The 15241-nt window shown below is 71.5% G+C and carries 18 protein-coding genes; 10 read left to right on the top strand and 8 right to left on the bottom strand.

The window, feature by feature from the left end:
- The first annotated feature begins 60 nt into the window (after positions 1 to 60).
- The 6 genes from VTA80_RS06555 to VTA80_RS06580 all read left to right on the top strand — a co-directional run bounded on the left by VTA80_RS06555 (position 61) and on the right by VTA80_RS06580 (position 5004).
- Entirely contained in the window at positions 61 to 780 is a 720-nt protein-coding gene (locus VTA80_RS06555) for a PspA/IM30 family protein (RefSeq protein WP_407344591.1), read from the top strand.
- Positions 781 to 937: 157 nt separating this feature from the next.
- Entirely contained in the window at positions 938 to 1687 is a 750-nt protein-coding gene (locus VTA80_RS06560; protein WP_407344592.1) for a response regulator transcription factor, read from the top strand.
- A gap of 2 nt (positions 1688 to 1689) precedes the next feature.
- Positions 1690 to 3345, top strand: coding sequence for a sensor histidine kinase (locus VTA80_RS06565; RefSeq protein WP_407344593.1), 1656 nt, complete (start codon positions 1690 to 1692; stop codon positions 3343 to 3345).
- Between the two features lie 153 nt (positions 3346 to 3498).
- Complete coding sequence (locus VTA80_RS06570) at positions 3499 to 4239, top strand: hypothetical protein (protein WP_407344594.1); 741 nt, start codon at positions 3499 to 3501, stop codon at positions 4237 to 4239.
- Positions 4240 to 4332: 93 nt separating this feature from the next.
- Positions 4333 to 4623, top strand: a complete 291-nt coding sequence (locus tag VTA80_RS06575; protein ID WP_407344595.1) for a WXG100 family type VII secretion target — start codon at positions 4333 to 4335, stop codon at positions 4621 to 4623.
- A 42-nt stretch (positions 4624 to 4665) separates the two neighbouring features.
- Positions 4666 to 5004, top strand: a complete 339-nt coding sequence (locus VTA80_RS06580; protein ID WP_407344596.1) for a hypothetical protein — start codon at positions 4666 to 4668, stop codon at positions 5002 to 5004.
- A 19-nt stretch (positions 5005 to 5023) separates the two neighbouring features.
- Here VTA80_RS06580 and VTA80_RS06585 read toward each other — a convergent pair whose 3' ends face one another.
- A complete protein-coding gene (locus VTA80_RS06585; protein WP_407344597.1) occupies positions 5024 to 5947 on the bottom strand; it encodes an alpha/beta hydrolase family protein in 924 nt (307 codons plus the stop codon).
- A 67-nt stretch (positions 5948 to 6014) separates the two neighbouring features.
- Here VTA80_RS06585 and VTA80_RS06590 point away from each other — a divergent pair, with 67 nt between their 5' ends.
- Positions 6015 to 6278, top strand: a complete 264-nt coding sequence (locus tag VTA80_RS06590) for a DUF4031 domain-containing protein (protein WP_407344598.1) — start codon at positions 6015 to 6017, stop codon at positions 6276 to 6278.
- A gap of 218 nt (positions 6279 to 6496) precedes the next feature.
- Here the strand turns inward: VTA80_RS06590 and groL are convergent, their stop codons facing one another.
- The gene (groL, locus tag VTA80_RS06595) at positions 6497 to 8137 is read right to left on the bottom strand and encodes a chaperonin GroEL (protein WP_407344599.1); all 1641 of its coding nucleotides are present in this window, start codon (positions 8135 to 8137) and stop codon (positions 6497 to 6499) included.
- Positions 8138 to 8390: 253 nt separating this feature from the next.
- On the opposite strand from groL, the gene VTA80_RS06600 reads away from it, so the two are divergent.
- Complete coding sequence (locus VTA80_RS06600) at positions 8391 to 9893, top strand: glycoside hydrolase family 15 (RefSeq protein ID WP_407344600.1); 1503 nt, start codon at positions 8391 to 8393, stop codon at positions 9891 to 9893.
- Between the two features lie 13 nt (positions 9894 to 9906).
- Here the strand turns inward: VTA80_RS06600 and VTA80_RS06605 are convergent, their stop codons facing one another.
- Positions 9907 to 10494 (bottom strand): LytR C-terminal domain-containing protein, encoded by a 588-nt coding sequence (locus VTA80_RS06605; protein ID WP_407344601.1) that lies wholly within the window; start codon positions 10492 to 10494, stop codon positions 9907 to 9909.
- Positions 10495 to 10525: 31 nt separating this feature from the next.
- Positions 10526 to 10828 (bottom strand): DUF3263 domain-containing protein, encoded by a 303-nt coding sequence (locus VTA80_RS06610; RefSeq protein WP_407344602.1) that lies wholly within the window; start codon positions 10826 to 10828, stop codon positions 10526 to 10528.
- A 208-nt stretch (positions 10829 to 11036) separates the two neighbouring features.
- Here VTA80_RS06610 and VTA80_RS06615 point away from each other — a divergent pair, with 208 nt between their 5' ends.
- Together VTA80_RS06615 and VTA80_RS06620 are read left to right on the top strand one after the other, a co-directional pair.
- Complete coding sequence (locus VTA80_RS06615; protein WP_407345709.1) at positions 11037 to 11714, top strand: uracil-DNA glycosylase; 678 nt, start codon at positions 11037 to 11039, stop codon at positions 11712 to 11714.
- Between the two features lie 40 nt (positions 11715 to 11754).
- Complete coding sequence (locus VTA80_RS06620) at positions 11755 to 12600, top strand: SGNH/GDSL hydrolase family protein (protein ID WP_407344603.1); 846 nt, start codon at positions 11755 to 11757, stop codon at positions 12598 to 12600.
- A gap of 18 nt (positions 12601 to 12618) precedes the next feature.
- Here the strand turns inward: VTA80_RS06620 and VTA80_RS06625 are convergent, their stop codons facing one another.
- From VTA80_RS06625 to VTA80_RS06640, 4 genes are all read right to left on the bottom strand, one after another.
- Positions 12619 to 13017, bottom strand: coding sequence for a hypothetical protein (locus tag VTA80_RS06625; RefSeq protein ID WP_407344604.1), 399 nt, complete (start codon positions 13015 to 13017; stop codon positions 12619 to 12621).
- A 117-nt stretch (positions 13018 to 13134) separates the two neighbouring features.
- Positions 13135 to 13533 carry a hypothetical protein gene (locus VTA80_RS06630; RefSeq protein ID WP_407344605.1) on the bottom strand — a complete coding sequence of 133 codons (399 nt, stop codon included), beginning with the start codon at positions 13531 to 13533 and terminating at the stop codon, positions 13135 to 13137.
- Positions 13534 to 13633: 100 nt separating this feature from the next.
- Positions 13634 to 14182, bottom strand: a complete 549-nt coding sequence (locus VTA80_RS06635) for a signal peptidase I (protein WP_407344606.1) — start codon at positions 14180 to 14182, stop codon at positions 13634 to 13636.
- A 32-nt stretch (positions 14183 to 14214) separates the two neighbouring features.
- On the bottom strand, positions 14215 to 14706 hold the full coding sequence (locus VTA80_RS06640; protein WP_407344607.1) for a LamG domain-containing protein: 492 nt from the start codon (positions 14704 to 14706) through the stop codon (positions 14215 to 14217).
- Positions 14707 to 15241 lie beyond the last annotated feature (535 nt).

Raw genomic sequence — 15241 nt, forward strand, 5'->3', positions numbered from 1 at the left:
AGCATGGGGCACGACCAGCACGGACCAGTGACCACGAACGGACGAGAGGCTCACACGACCATGACCGAGAAGCAGACCATCCTGGGACGCATCAGCCAGCTCACGCGCGCCAACGTGAACGCGATGCTGGACCGCGCCGAGGACCCGCAGAAGATGATCGACCAGCTCATCCGCGACTACACCAACAGCATCGCCGAGGCCGAGGGCGCCATCGCGCAGACCATCGGCAACCTGCGGATGGCCGAGCAGGACCACACGGCCGACGTCGCCGCCGCCAAGGACTGGGGCACCAAGGCCCTGGCCGCGTCCAGCCGCGCCGACGCGCTGCGCGCCACGGGCAACACCGTCGACGCCGACAAGTTCGACAACCTCGCGAAGGTCGCGCTCGGCAAGCAGATCAGCTTCGAGAACGAGGCCTCCGGCGCCGAGCCGATGATCGCCTCGCAGAACGAGGTCGTCGAGAAGCTCAAGACCGGCCTGGCTGGCATGAAGGAGAAGCTGAGCGACCTCAAGCAGCGCCGCGACGCGCTGGTCGCCCGGGCCAAGAGCGCGGAGGCGCAGTCCAAGGTCCAGGACGCGGTGTCGAGCATCAACATGCTCGACCCCACGAGCGAGGTCAGCCGCTTCGAGGAGAAGGTGCGCCGCGAGGAGGCCCGCGTGGCCGGCCAGGCCGAGCTCAACAGCTCCTCCCTGGACGCCCAGTTCGAGGACCTGGAGTCCGCGGGAGCCGACGCAGAAATCGCAGCCCGCCTGGCAGCAATGAAATCCCCCCAGGACTAACCCCCTCCCAGTCCCGCCAACTTCGCCGAACTCGGAGGTTTGCGCCGAACTCGGACACTGCGGTGTCCGAGTTCGAGCCAAACCTCCGAGTTCGGCGGCGTCGTGCGTGCAGGGGATACCCAGGTGACTCCCAGAAAATCGGAGCAGACTGGGATGCATGAATATGACCGGCGGAGAGCCTGAGGCTTGTCTTGTCGTCGTCGATGACGAGCCGAACATCCGTGAGCTCCTGGCGACGTCGCTGCGGTTCGCCGGGTTCGAGGTGCACGCCGCCGGCGACGGCGCCTCCGCGCTCCGGCTCGTGAAGCAGGTCGACCCCGACCTCGTCGTGCTCGACGTGATGCTGCCGGACATGGACGGCTTCACCCTGACGCGTCGGCTGCGCGAGAAGGGTCACCACGTCCCCGTCGTCTTCCTCACAGCGCGCGACGACACGTCCGACAAGGTCACCGGCCTGACCGTCGGCGGCGACGACTATGTGACCAAGCCGTTCAGCCTGGAGGAGGTCGTCGCCCGCATCCGCGCGGTGCTGCGCCGCACCCGCCCGGGGGACGACGACGCCGACGACGCGACCCTGCGCTACGCCGACCTCGAGCTCGACGACGACGGCCACGAGGTCCGCCGCGCCGGCCGCACGATCGACCTCTCCCCCACCGAGTTCAAGCTGCTGCGCTACCTCATGCTCAACGCCGGCCGGGTGCTGTCCAAGACGCAGATCCTCGACCACGTCTGGCAGTACGACTGGGGCGGCGACGCGAACATCGTCGAGTCCTACATCTCCTACCTGCGGCGCAAGATCGACGCGCCGCCGGCCGGGGTGGACGACGACGCCGCCGCGCCCCTGCCGCTGATCCACACCAAGCGCGGGGTCGGCTACGTGCTGCGCCTGCCGCCGGCGGCGGGGTGACGGTGGACGCCCGCACCGAGGCCGAAGCGGCCCTGACCGGCACGGCGAGCCCGGCCGACGCCACCACGGCGCCGGCCGGACCGGGCGTGCCGACCGACCGGCGCGCCAGCGGCCCGGTCCGATTCCGCGACGCCGTCGTCGACCGGCTGCACGCCGTACCGCTGCGCGTCCGCATGGTCGGGATCGTCACCGGGCTGCTGCTGCTCGGGCTCGGGCTGGCCAGCCTGGCCACGCTGACCCTGCTGGACCGTTCGCTGCTCAACCAGGTCGACGTCCAGCTCACCACCTCCGCGGAGCAGGCCGCCAAGCAGGCGTGGGACGGCGACGACGCGCTGCGCGGGTCGGACGGCCGGCCCAGCGACTACTACGTCCAGGTCGCGGCGCTGGATGGTTCAATCTTCCAGACCTACCCGTCGGCGACCACGAGCACCTCGGCCCCGGACCTCCCCGCCCTCACCGCGAAGCAGGTCGCGGCGCTCGGCGGCGAGCCGTTCACCGTGGCCTCGGTCGGCGGTCACCACCAGTGGCGCGTGGTCGAGCGGGTCCTCGTCAGCACGCTGGACCCCTCGATCGTCGTCGGGTCCGTCGCCGTCGCGCTCCCCCTCGCGTCCGCGAGCGCCACGATGGCCCTGATGCGTTGGGCCCTGCTCGGCATCTCCGTCGTCGTGCTCGTGCTCGGGGGGCTCGCGGGCTGGCTCGCCGTACGTCGATCGCTGCGCCCGCTGCGCCAGATCGAGGACACCGCGGCGGCCATCGCCGCGGGCGACCTGTCCCGGCGCGTGCCCCCAGCACCGACGACCACCGAGGTCGGCCGGCTGGGCGACGCGCTGAACGCGATGCTCGCCCAGATCGAGCAGGCGTTCGCGGCGCGCGCGGCGTCCGAGGAGCGCATGCGGCGATTCGTCGCGGACGCCTCGCACGAGCTGCGCACCCCGCTCGCGACGATCCGCGGCTACAGCGAGCTGTACCGGATGGGCGCCGTCACCACCAAGCCCCAGGTCGACGACACCCTGCGTCGCATCGAGGACTCCGCGACCCGGATGGGCCGCCTGGTCGAGGACCTGCTGCACCTGGCGCGGCTCGACGACGGCCGCCCGATGCGCCACGAGCCGGTCGACCTCACCGTCCTCGTCGCCGACGCCGTCAGCGACCTGCACGCGCTCGACGCCGGCCGACCGATCCGCTTCGAACCCCTGGTCGCCGGGACCGCGGTGACGCCCTGCGTCGTCGTCGGCGACGAGGACCGGCTGCGCCAGGTGCTCGCCAACCTCACCGGCAACGTCGCCCAGCACACGCCCGCGGGCACCGCCGTCGAGATCGCCGTCGGCCTCGTGGGCACCGGGCCGACGGCGCGCGCGGTGCTCGAGGTGCGCGACCACGGCCCCGGGATCCTGCCCGAGCACACCGCGCGCGTGTTCGAGCGGTTCTACCGCATCGACTCGTCCCGCGGCCGCGAGTTCGGCGGCGGGGCGGGCCTCGGCATGGCGATCGTCGCCGCGATCGTGGGCGCGCATCGGGGGAGCGTCGAGATCGCGCTGACCCCTGGCGGCGGCACGACCGTCCGGGTCAGCCTGCCGGTCGACGCCGCCACCCTCGGTCGGGGCGCCCCCGCCCCCGAGGAGCCCGACGACGCCGACGAGGTCGACGCCGACCGGTGACGACCCGCGGCCGCCACGGCACGCCCCCGCCGACCGGACAGATCACATCGAATCATCCCCAGTTACTCTCAAGGTGAGCAGCGTGCAACCGAAGTGGGGGATAGGATGCTGAGTCTTTGTCCGAGGTTCCCCCTGTCGTGGTGAGGCAAGTCGATGGGCGTTTACGACGCTCCACAGTGGTTGTTGTCCGCCTGGGTCCGCAGTTGTCTGGGGAGCGGTGCGACCGCCTCCCCCGAGGAGATCCGCGCCGTCGGCGCACGCCTGATCGAGCGGTGGTCCGAGCCGGGCCGCCACTTCCACACGATCAAGCACCTCGCGGACGTGCTCGCGCGAGTCGATGAGCTCGCCGAGGAGACCCACGAGCCGGAGGTCGTCCGGCTCGCCGCGTGGTACCACGGAGCGATCTTCGACGCGGCGAACGAGGCGACCTACGCGAACCGCGGCGGTGAGGACGAGGTGGCCAGCGCCGACCTCGCGCTCGAGGAGCTGACCGCGCTCGGGGTCCCGGAGAAGCGCGCCGTGCGCGTCCATGACCTCGTGATCGCCCTGCGACGGCACGCCCCCACGTCGGGCGACTTCGACTGCGCCGTGCTGTGCGACGCCGACCTTGCGGTCCTGGCGAGCGAGCCCCAGCGCTACAAGACGTACCTGCGCGACATCCGCGCCGAGTACTCCCACCTTCCGGTCGAGGACTACGTGCGCGCGCGCATCCGCATCCTCACCAAGCTGCTGCAGCGCCGCGCGCTGTTCGTCAGCCCGCTCGGCAGCGCCTGGGAGGAGCCCGCGCGGCAGAACGTCGCCGCGGAGCTCCACCGGCTCGAGAAGGAGCTCGCCGCCCTCGAGGCCTCGACGGCCGAGCCTGCCGAGCCCCAGCCGTCCCCCGACCGGGCCTGAGCGAGCCTCGTCCCCAGCCCACCCCTGCCCGACGACGGCGCACCCGTCGGCCTTCGTAGTGTCGGCGCCTTCCACTTCTTTCAGGAGGACGCCATGGGCAGGTACGAGGTCGACAGCGAGCAGGTCGCGCAGGCGAGCGCGGCGGTGCGCGGCTCGACGGCCGCCATCCGCACCGAGGTGGCCGCGATGATGCGGCACCTCACCGAGCTGCAGGGCAGCTGGCGGGGCGGGGCCGCGACCGCGTTCGGCGCGATCATGGCCGACTGGTCGAGCACGCAGGGTCGGGTCGAGGAGTCCCTGGACCAGATCACCGCCGCGCTCGGTGCGGCCGCGGCGTCCTATGCCGACGCCGAGCAGCAGGCCACGCGCTTGTTCGGACGCTAGGCCCGCACCCGCGAGCGCCCGCCCGCGGGCAAGATGTCCATCATGACGATCGATCGTCGGGTCCGACCCCGGGCGCGTCAGCTCGCCGCGGCGACCTCCGTGCTGACCTTGGCCTTTCTTGGCGTCTACGCAAAGGTGGTACGAGCTCAGGACGGGCCGGGCGTCGCCTGGTGGTACGTCGGCGTCCTCCTGGTCACGGCCCTGCTCGCCCTCGCGGCCGCAGTATCCGGCCGGACCCGACTCCCGATGCTGGTGTGCGCCGTCCTGCTCTGCCTTGGCGCTCTCATCGGTCTGCTGACGGTGGGAGGCCTGCTGCTTCCCGCTGTCGCGACCGCCGTCGCGTCTGCCAGGTACACCGAGAGGCGCCCCGCGACCGCCTGACGCGCGAGCTCCCGGATCGTCAGGGCAGCGCGTCGATCCAGGTGATGAGCGGCTGGGCCGCCACGTCGGCCTGGTAGATCCCGGAGTGGTCGGCCCCCGGCACGAGCTTGACGGTCACGTCGTGGCCGCCCGCCTTCAGGGCGTCCGCGAACCCGGTGGTGAACGAGGTCGACACGTCAGAGTCGTCCTCACCGTGCAGCAGCAGCACTGGAAGGTCGACCCGGTTGCCCGCCTGGTGCACGGGATTGCCGTCCACCCATGCCGTGGGCGCCTCCTGCGGGGCCTTGCCGAACAACGAGACCCCGATCTCCGGGACCTGGGCAACGTCGTAGGGCCCGGCGAGGCCTACGAGGGCATCGGGTGCGACCGGCTGGTAGGGGCACGAGGGAGAGCCGGCCTCCGGGGTCAGCGCCGCGAGTGCGGCCAGGTTCGCCCCGGCCGAGTGCCCGACGACGACGATCGGGTGCGGCGCGTCGCCGGTGACTGTCGGCAGGGCGGCGGCATACGCCACGGCGCACAGGACGTCCTCGAGCGGGCCCGGGAAGTACGTGTCCGTCGTCGAGGTGCGGTAGGTCGCGGTCACGACGGTCATGCCGGCGTCGGCCAGTGCCGAGGCGAGCGGGGCGAGGCCCGCCGGGTCGGCCGTGATCCAGCCGCCCCCCGGGATGAGAACGACGAGAGGCCCGGGCCCGGGCGCGGCCGGCTCCCACACGTTCGCGGTCAGGCCCGGCAGGTACTCCGCGCGGCTCGTCGGCGGGCGCTCGGTGGCGGCAGGGGAACTCGCGGACGAGGTCGAGCCGGGCGAGGTCGAGCCGGGCGAGGTCGAGCCCGTGCACGCCACCAGCAACGTCCCGGCCACCAGCGCCGCCGCCCCCGCGGCCGCACGCCGGGCGACCCGCCGCGGCGACCGCCCAGACCTGCCGTACATGCGCCCCCGCTCCATCCCCCCACCGTAGGCGGACCGGCCGCGCCCGGCACGGGCTGCCCACCGCGCAGGTTAACCTCGGCGGATGGCCGTGCTCGTGGACCCCCCGCTGTGGCCCCGGCACGGCAAGCTGTGGAGCCACCTGATCAGCGACTCGTCGCTCGCGGAGCTTCACGAGTTCGCCGCGGCGGCCGGCATCCCGATCCGGGCGTTCGACCGCGACCACTACGACGTCCCGGACGACCTGGTGGACCGCCTGATCACGCAGGGCGCCGAACCGGTCGGCACGCGCGAGCTGGTCCGTCGCCTGCGCGCCTCGGGCCTACGCATCCGCCCCCGCGACCGCTGACCCCCGCACCCCCGCACGCGCACCCCGCCCCCGGACAGCGGGTGAGTTCGCTGATCTGCGTCGAGTTCGCCGGTCCAGACCAGCGAACTCGACCCACATCAGCGAACTCAACCTCACACTCGCCTCCCCCGTGGCATGCAGAACGGGCCGGCCACCCGAAGGTGACCGGCCCGTTCTATCGTGCGTGGTGCTGAGGGGTTAGACCCTGATCGCGAGGATCAGAAGTCCATGCCACCCATGCCGCCGTCGCCGCCGCCCTGGGCCGCGCCGCCGTTGCGCTCGGGCTTCTCAGCCACGACCGCCTCGGTGGTGAGGAAGAGCGCAGCGATGGACGCCGCGTTCTGGAGCGCGGAACGCGTGACCTTGACCGGGTCGTTGACCCCGGCCGCGAGCAGGTCCTCGTACACGCCGGTCGCGGCGTTCAGGCCGTGACCGTTCGGCAGGTTGCGCACGCGCTCGGCCACAACGCCACCCTCAAGGCCGGCGTTGATCGCGATCTGCTTGAGCGGAGCGTCGATCGCGAGTGCCACGATGCGAGCACCGGTGGCCTCGTCGCCCTCGAGGGCGATGATCTCGGCACGCTCGAACGCGAGCTTGCCCGCCTGGATGAGAGCGACGCCACCACCGGCGACGATGCCCTCTTCGACGGCGGCCTTCGCGTTGCGAACGGCGTCCTCGATGCGGTGCTTGCGCTCCTTGAGCTCAACCTCGGTGGCCGCACCGGCCTTGATGACGGCAACGCCACCGGCCAGCTTGGCGAGGCGCTCCTGGAGCTTCTCGCGGTCGTAGTCCGAGTCCGAGTTCTCGATCTCGGCACGGATCTGGCTGACGCGACCGGCGATCTGGTCGGGCTCGCCGCCACCCTCGACGAGAGTCGTCTCGTCCTTGGTGATGACAGCCTTGCGGACGGTGCCGAGCACCTCGAGGCCGACGGTGTCGAGCTTGAGCCCGACGGTCTCGGAGACGACCTGGGCACCCGTGAGGATGGCCATGTCCTGCAGCATCGCCTTGCGACGGTCGCCGAAGCCGGGCGCCTTGACGGCGACCGAGCGGAACGTCCCGCGGATCTTGTTCACGACGAGCGTGGCCAGGGCCTCACCGTCGACGTCCTCGGCGATGATGACCAGCGGCTTGCCGGACTGGATGACCTTCTCCAGCAGGGGCAGCAGGTCCTTGACGGAACTGATCTTCGACTCGACGAGCAGGACGTACGCGTCCTCGAGGACGGCTTCCTGACGCTCCGGGTCGGTGACGAAGTAACCGGCGAGGAAGCCCTTGTCGAAGCGCATCCCCTCGGTCAGCTCGAGCTCGAGGCCGAGAGCGTTGGACTCCTCGACCGTGATGACGCCTTCCTTGCCGACCTTGTCCATCGCCTCAGCGATGAGGTCACCAATGGAGGAGTCCCCGGCCGAGATCCCGGCGGTGGCCGCGATCTCTTCCTTGGTCTCGATCTCCTTGGCTGCCTTGAGCAGCTCAGAGGTGACGGCCTCGACGGCCTTCTCGATGCCGCGCTTGAGCGCGATCGGGTTGGCGCCGGCGGCGACGTTGCGCAGGCCCTCGCGCACGAGCGCCTGGGCGAGCACGGTGGCGGTGGTGGTTCCATCACCGGCGACGTCGTCAGTCTTCTTGGCGACCTCCTTGACGAGCTCGGCCCCGATCTTCTCGAGGGGGTCCTCCAGCTCGATCTCCTTGGCGATGCTCACACCATCGTTGGTGATGGTGGGCGCGCCCCACTTCTTCTCGAGGACGACGTTGCGGCCTTTCGGGCCGAGCGTGACCTTGACGGCGTCGGCGAGGGCATTCATGCCCCGCTCCATGCCGCGACGTGCCTCCTCGTCGAACGCAATGATCTTGGCCATCGGTGTGTGAACCTCCGCTTGCTGGGGGTGGGGCCGACTGATGCCCGCGACGGACGGCCCGTGCAGCAACGGTCATGTCCCGTTCCTGCACGCACCTCACCGGACGGCCCGATGATTCTGTCACTCTCATGCCGAGAGTGCTAAGTCCATGGTTAGCACTCGACCACGTCGAGTGCAAGGGAAGGCACCCCTCGACCCCCGATGCACCCCCACATTTCGCTGCGGGTGGACGCCTCGGGCTACCCTCGGGCGGATGACCGCCCCCACCCGTGACCTCGTCGAGGCAACGCCGCCTCCGAGCCCGCCGCGGCGTGGCCTGCTCTCGCGACCCCAGCCACGCGCCCGGCCGACGATGACGCCGACGCCCGCCGAACGAGCCGAGGCCAGACGGCGCACCGCCGCGCGCTGGACCCGGCGCACCGTCACCGCTGCGGTGACGATCACGATGCTCGCCTACCCGTTCCTGCTCACCGATCGCCGCTCCCCCTGGGCCAACCTCGACCGGTCGGAGTTCATCCGGCTCTACTCCGACGGCGTCTCCGGCAGCGGTTCGCGCCTGCCGGACATGGTGGCGGCCGGGACCACCGCCGTGTACCTCCCGGGCAGCCGGGTCCTTGACCCCGGCCCGCTCGACGCCGACGCGCTCGCCGCTGCGCAGACCCAGGCGGCGGAGTCCCGCGCGTGGCTCGCCGCGGGCACCGTCCCAGGTCAGGACGGCCCGTACGCGGACATGGTCTCCGGCGCTCTGCTGGACATGCGGGCCCTCCTGCTGAACGACGGCGCCTCGGTGGCCGGCTGGTCGGCCAAGTGGCGCTACGTGTGGCCCCGGGACGCCTCCTACGTGTCCGTCGCGATGGCGACCACGGGTCACCCCGCCGAGGCGCTCGAGATCCTGGGCTTCCTCCAGCGCGTGCAGCACAGCGGCGGCGAGTTCGAGGCCCGCTACCTGCCGGACGGCTCCGGCCCGCCGGACGACCGAGGCATCCAGGCCGACGGCACCGGCTGGGCCCTGTGGGCCACGCAGTCCGTGATCGCCACCATCGACGACGACGCCGCGCGCGCGACCGCCCTGCGCACGCTGCGCCCGATGATCGACCGCTCGACCACGCACCTGCTCGCGGAGACCGAGCGTCGCGGCACCCTCCCGCGGGCCTCGAGCGACTTCTGGGAGGTCGGCGAGGCGGACCTCACGCTCGGCATCGCGGCACCCACGCTCAGCGGACTCGAGGCGGCAGCCGAGCTCAACCGCGAGCTGGGCCTGCGCAAACCGGCCGCGGCGGCCGCCACGCGCGCGACCGAGCTGCGGGCGGCGATCATCGACAAGTTCGGTCCGCGGTTCGCCCGGTACACCGACGGCCGCAGCCAGGACGCCGCCGGCGCGTTCCTGCTGCCGCCGTTCCAGCCGACGGCGATCCCGGGGGCGCTCGACGCGTGGCGCGCGTCCGCACTGGAGATGTCCCGTCCGGCCGGCGGCCTCGCCCCCGGCGCCGGGTGGAAGAAGGACGGCATCTCGTGGACGCCGCAGACCGCGCTGTACGCGCTGTCGGCCGCCTCGGTCGGTGACACCGCAACCGCCGGGTCGTGGCTGTCCTGGCTCGACGCGCACCGGACGTCGTCGGGCGCGATCCCGGAGAAGGTGCTCGGGGACGGATCGCCGGCCGCCGTCGCCCCGCTGTCCTGGAGCGCGGCGTGCGTGGTGCTCGCCGTCGCCGAGCTCGACGGGTACGCGAAGCAGCCGGCGACCGCAACCCCGTAAGGGGCAAGAGCGGTCAGGGCTTGTAGTCGTCCGCCAGGATGACCTGGATGCCGGTGACCGTGTCGTCGAGCGCGATCGAGGTGAGCCCGAGCGCGTCCGCGGCCGCCTGGGCTGTGGTCTCGAGGTCGGCCGAGCCGAACAGCACGGTCGAGGCGGTGATCGGGTCCCCGGTGTAGTTGTCCGAGGTCACCGACGTCCAGCCCGCATCGGTCAGAACGGTCGCGGCCTTGCCGGCGAGCCCCTTGGTCGAGGTCGCATTGAAGACCACCACGGGCGCGGTCAGGTCCGCGGGGACGGCCGGGGTCTCCGCGGGCGTCTCGGCCGGCGTCTCAGCCGGCGTCTCAGCCGGCGTCTCCGCGGGGGTTCCCTCCGGGACGACGGCGTCCGCGGGGCTCGACGCAGCGACGGGGGCGCCGTTGCGCTCGATCGACCAGTAGGTCACCGCGCCGTAGGCAAGCGCAGGGAAGAGCACGAGGACGAGCAGGAACGGCCAGACCCGCTTCCAGACCGATCGCGTGGCGCGATGCACACCGCGAGGGACGGAACCGCGCTCGACAGTGTCGAACTCGTCCGGGGGGTATGGGTATTCGCCCTTGGTCACGGCCGACAGATTAGCGGGTCCAGCAGGGAGTTCAGGCGTCGACGCCCAGGCGGCGCGCGGTTCGGGCGCGCTGACGCGATGCGCGCATGCGGCGCAGGCGCTTGACCAGCATCGGATCGTGCGCGAGCGCGGCGGGCGAGTCGATCAGGGCGTTCAGCACCTGGTAGTACCGCGTAGCGGACATGTCGAACAGCTCGCGCACCGCCTGCTCCTTGGCGCCCGCGTACTTCCACCACTGCCGCTCGAACGCCAGGACCTGCTGGTCGCGTTCGGAGAGGTCCCGTTCGAGCCCTGCATCCGCGTGCTCGTGCACCGCCGCCGCCCTGGCTTCCATGGTCCTCCCTCGTCGTCGAACTTCACCGCTTCGGCCCATCGTAGAGGCGAACCACACCAGTGTCATTCCCCTCGGCGCGCCGCCGTCGGCGCGTCGGGGTGGACGCGTCGAGGTCCCGACCCCGGGTCGATACCCTCACGCCGTGACCCCGACGCCCCCGACCCCGACCGCGGCCGATCGCGACGACGCAACGGTGGCCCGCGCCGCCCTGCGTGCCCCCGCGTGGACGGACCACGTGGCGCCGGACTGGGCCGCGGCGCTCGCCCCGGTCGCCCCGCAGCTCGCGGCGCTGGCGGGCTGGCTCGAGGCCGAGTCCGCCGCGGGCCGGGGCTATCTGCCGCCGTCGGACAGCGTGCTGCGCGCCTTCACGCGGCCGCTCGCCGAGGTGCGGGTCCTCGTCGTCGGGCAGGATCCGTACCCGACACCCGGGCACTCGATGGGACTCGCGTTCTCGACGGCGCCCCATGTGCGTCCGCTGCCGCGCTCGCTCGCGAACATCTTTGCCGAGCTCACCGCCGACGTCGGCGCCACGACCCCGAAGTCCGGCGACCTGACCGCGTGGGCGGACCGCGGCGTCATGCTGCTCAACCGCGTGCTGACGGTGCGGCCCGGCGAGAGCGCGGCCCATCGACGCCGGGGGTGGGAACAGGTCACGGACGCCGCGATCGCCGCCCTGGTGGCCCGTGGCGGGCCTCTCGTGGCCGTCCTGTGGGGCAAGGACGCCCAGTCGGTCGCGGGTGCGCTCGGGGCGACCCCGGTGGTCGCCTCGGCCCACCCGAGCCCCCTGTCGGCGCATCGCGGCTTCATCGGGTCGCGACCGTTCTCGCGGGTCAATGCGCTGCTCGTCGCGCAGGGTGCGGAGCCCATCGACTGGTACCTGCCCTGATCGCCACGCATCGGCCGGGCGCGAGGTCCAGACTGGCCCGATGACGGAGCTGAGCAGCGCGACCCCGACCTGGACCCGGTACGTCGCGATCGGCGACTCGTTCACCGAGGGCCTGTGGGATCTGGGGTCCGACGACGACACGCGCTGCCGCGGTTGGGCCGACATCCTCGCCGCTCACCTGTCGACCCGGCGCACGGACGCCGGTGCCGCACCGCTGGAGTACGCGAACCTCGCGATCCGGGGCCGGCTGCTCGGCCCGATCCTGACCGATCAGCTTCCGACCGCGATCGCCCTGGAGCCGGACCTCGTCTCGCTCGTCGGCGGGGGGAACGACATCCTGCGTCCGACCGTCGACGTCGACCAGATGGCCGGCCGCCTCGAGGCCGCCGTCATCCAGCTGCGCGCGACCGGCGCCGACGTCCTGCTCTCCACCGGGATGAACCCCACGGACAGCGCGTTGATGCGCCGCACGCGGCACCGCGTCGGGGTCTACAACTCCCACGTGTGGTCGATCGCGCGCCGGCACGACGCGCACGTGCTCGACCTGTGGGGCATGCAGTCGCTGCACGACATGCGGATGTGGTCCGACGACCGCATCCACCTCACGACGGACGGGCACGCGCGGGTCGCGCAGGCGGCCCTGGTCGGTCTCGGCCTCACGCCCGACGACGCCGCGTGGGACGACCCGCTCAGCCCGTTGCCGCCCGTCCCCCGGCTCGAGAAGGCGATGGCCGACGCCGTCTGGCTGCGCGAGCACGTCTACCCGTGGGCGACCCGCCGGCTGCGCAACCGCTCGTCGGGCGACCAGCGCACGCCCAAGCGCCCCGACCTCGGCCCCGTGATGCCGCTCGACGGGCCCGCGCGCGCGACGGGCTCGGCCGGCTAGGTCTGACTGTCGCGGCCGTCAGCCCTCGAGGGCCGAGCCCTCCACGACGACGTCGAACCCCTTGATCGACGAGGATCTCAGGGCCTCCTCGGAGCGCAGCAGCAGCACGGTCCGGGGGGCCACCACGCGGGTGGTCGCACCGGCCAGCTGCCGGCCGTCCTTCGCGTGGAACGTGATCCGCACGACGCGTCCCGCGCAGACCGGGGCGACCCCGTTGAGCTCGGCCCCGGTCACGGCCCGGGCGTCGAGCGCCGCGGCGTAGCCGTAGGTGTAGTCGACGGACTTGAACGTGCAGGGCGCCTCCTCGGCGCGCGCCGCCGAACCGCGGTCCATCTGATCGGTGGCCCCGAGCAGTGCGACGACGACGATGATCGACACGATGAGCCATCTCGGCAGGCTGAGCAGGTGTTCGAGCACGGTGGTCTCCTCACACCCCCTGCGCCATAGGTGCCCGAATGGCGCAGCCGATCACCCGATCGGCGCAACGGACGCGGAGTTGAGAGGTTTTGGCAGGGTTTTCGTCCCCTGATCGGCTCAGCCCAGGACGGCCACCGAGACGCCGGCGACCTTGGCGGCCTCGACGGCCTCGTCGCCGGTGAGGACCACGGCGGCGCTGCTCGCCGCAATGCGCGCGTCCGCCGTCGCGAGTGGCGAGCCGTCGTCGGCGGTGAAGGTCACCTGCACGGTTCGGCCCGCGCAGCCCGGACCCAGTCCCGTGACCTCCGCGCCGGCGACCACGTAGGTGCGCCGCTCGGGGACGTAGTCGACCTGGTACGCCACGGACAACGCCTGGCAGCCGCCAGTCCCGTTTGCGCCCTGCGTGAGGGAATCGCCGGTCCGGGCAAACGCTTCGCGCACCCCGAAGGTGGACAGGCCGATCAAGCTCACGGCGACGAGCCGTCGAGCCAGAAATACTCTGCGATCCATCGCCACGGTGGCCTCCTTGACCCGCCGCTGCACATCCTGTGCTGAGCGGGGCACCTGGAGGCCTGATCGGCCACCGGCCGGGAGGTGTGAGGACCGCGAGAAGGAATTAGCCGATCGGGTGAGTAGACGGGTCGTCTACGCGGTCTGGGTCGTTCGAGATCGACCGCCGATTGGCCGACGGCCACAGCAGCATCCCCGCTGCGAAGACGATGAGCGAGATCCACAGGATGGGGCTGAGCAGCAGCATGGCGAGCCGCCCGACGCCTCGGACCCGTGTCCCGGCGACCCCGAGCACCTCCGATCCTGACGGCCGCCAGGGGTCGGCCACCTGATTGTTGTCGCCCTTCATCTGCCACCCGACGGCATCGCTGCCGCCGACGATCCGGTGGATCACGCGGGCCCCCGCGTTGTCACCCGGCCGGTAGACGATGACGTCTCCCACGTCGGGTTCGCCGCGCTGGGCCACCACCAGGTCGCCGTTCTCGTAGGTCGGCTCCATCGACTCACCCGCGACGATGGTCAGGGTGATGGAACCCCCCAAACTTGTGGGCCAAACGAGGTATGCGACGCCGAGCGCAACGACGAGCAGCAGGGCGTTGACCGTCACGAACCGGCGACGTCGCGGTACCGGTGCCGCTGTTGGGTCCTTCACCATCGCCTGCTCCTTGCCGAACCGTTCGGGGCGGCCTACGGCACCGGCACGTAATGTGCCAGCACCGTCTCCGGGGTGAGCACCGTCGTGTAGATCGCGACCTCGTCGAGGGAACCGGCGAAGGAGTACGTGCCGGTCTGGATCCGGCCGAAGGTGAGGTAGGCCGAGTCGTTGAGACTCCCCTTGTCGCCGATCGCCGTTCCTTGCGAGGCGCCGTCGACGTACAGCGCCATCGCACCGCTCACCTGCGTGCGCGTGAAGACCACATGGTGCCATTTACCGTCGTTGTAGCCGGGGCCCGACAAGATCGACACGTCAGACGGGTTGTAGCCGACGCCGGCAACCACCTTGCCGTCCGAGAACATGGACACGCCGAAGTCCCGCTTGGCCCCGTCGACCTCGGCATCGACGAGGCCCGCACCCTGCCACCACTGCGTTCCGGTCCCCGGATCCTGTCCGGTTCCCGCGTTCTGGGTCGACCTGAACCAGAACTCGATGGAGAAGTCGTTGGAGATCTTTCGGGCCACGCGCCCGTAGTCGTTGGCACCGTCGAACGTGGCCGCGGAGTCTGTGTCGCCAGGAATCGCTCCCTGGACCCCAGGGTCGGCCCGTTGAGGTAGACGCCAGCGTTCGAGCCCACGCTGTCGGCCATCGCCGGTGTCGCCTGCGGGGTGATCGTGAAGTTGTCCAACTGCAAGCCGGTGGTGTCGCTGAGCTGCGTCGCGGAGCCGTTGAAGCCCACGAGCACGCCCCCACGCCCCGCGCTGGAGATGGTGTTGTTGTTGTTGTTGAACGACACCAGATCGGAGCCATCGACCCGCAGAGTGATGGACCTTCCGACCATCACGAGCTCAAGCCGGTATGCCTTCTCCACCCCCAGCGCCAGCCCGCACTTCGATTGCTGGTCCGAGATGCTGCTGTTGACCACGCGATACAAGGTCCAGCACTTGCCGGACTGGTCGTAGACCGCGGCGTAGAACGTGTCCGGATTCCCCGGGTCCAGGCGACCGACTAGGCCGATCTGGTCGTTGTTGATCGCGGACACCATCGTCACGTCCGCCG

It is taken from the genome of Pengzhenrongella phosphoraccumulans (assembly GCF_045689905.1).
Classification (GTDB): Bacteria; Actinomycetota; Actinomycetes; order Actinomycetales; family Cellulomonadaceae; genus Pengzhenrongella; species Pengzhenrongella phosphoraccumulans.

What these genes read in the sequence shown, in the direction of transcription:
- VTA80_RS06585 (WP_407344597.1), bottom strand. Translation starts at nt 5,947, where the DNA reads ATGGAGCGGGGGCGCATGTACGGCAGGTCTGGGCGGTCGCCGCGGCGG.
- groL (WP_407344599.1), bottom strand. Translation starts at nt 8,137, where the DNA reads ATGGCCAAGATCATTGCGTTCGACGAGGAGGCACGTCGCGGCATGGAG.
- VTA80_RS06610 (WP_407344602.1), bottom strand. Translation starts at nt 10,828, where the DNA reads ATGGAAGCCAGGGCGGCGGCGGTGCACGAGCACGCGGATGCAGGGCTC.
- VTA80_RS06620 (WP_407344603.1), top strand. Translation starts at nt 11,755, where the DNA reads ATGACGGAGCTGAGCAGCGCGACCCCGACCTGGACCCGGTACGTCGCG.
- VTA80_RS06590 (WP_407344598.1), top strand. Translation starts at nt 6,015, where the DNA reads ATGGCCGTGCTCGTGGACCCCCCGCTGTGGCCCCGGCACGGCAAGCTG.
- VTA80_RS06560 (WP_407344592.1), top strand. Translation starts at nt 938, where the DNA reads ATGAATATGACCGGCGGAGAGCCTGAGGCTTGTCTTGTCGTCGTCGAT.
- VTA80_RS06555 (WP_407344591.1), top strand. Translation starts at nt 61, where the DNA reads ATGACCGAGAAGCAGACCATCCTGGGACGCATCAGCCAGCTCACGCGC.
- VTA80_RS06635 (WP_407344606.1), bottom strand. Translation starts at nt 14,182, where the DNA reads ATGGTGAAGGACCCAACAGCGGCACCGGTACCGCGACGTCGCCGGTTC.
- VTA80_RS06580 (WP_407344596.1), top strand. Translation starts at nt 4,666, where the DNA reads ATGACGATCGATCGTCGGGTCCGACCCCGGGCGCGTCAGCTCGCCGCG.
- VTA80_RS06600 (WP_407344600.1), top strand. Translation starts at nt 8,391, where the DNA reads ATGACCGCCCCCACCCGTGACCTCGTCGAGGCAACGCCGCCTCCGAGC.
- VTA80_RS06570 (WP_407344594.1), top strand. Translation starts at nt 3,499, where the DNA reads ATGGGCGTTTACGACGCTCCACAGTGGTTGTTGTCCGCCTGGGTCCGC.
- VTA80_RS06575 (WP_407344595.1), top strand. Translation starts at nt 4,333, where the DNA reads ATGGGCAGGTACGAGGTCGACAGCGAGCAGGTCGCGCAGGCGAGCGCG.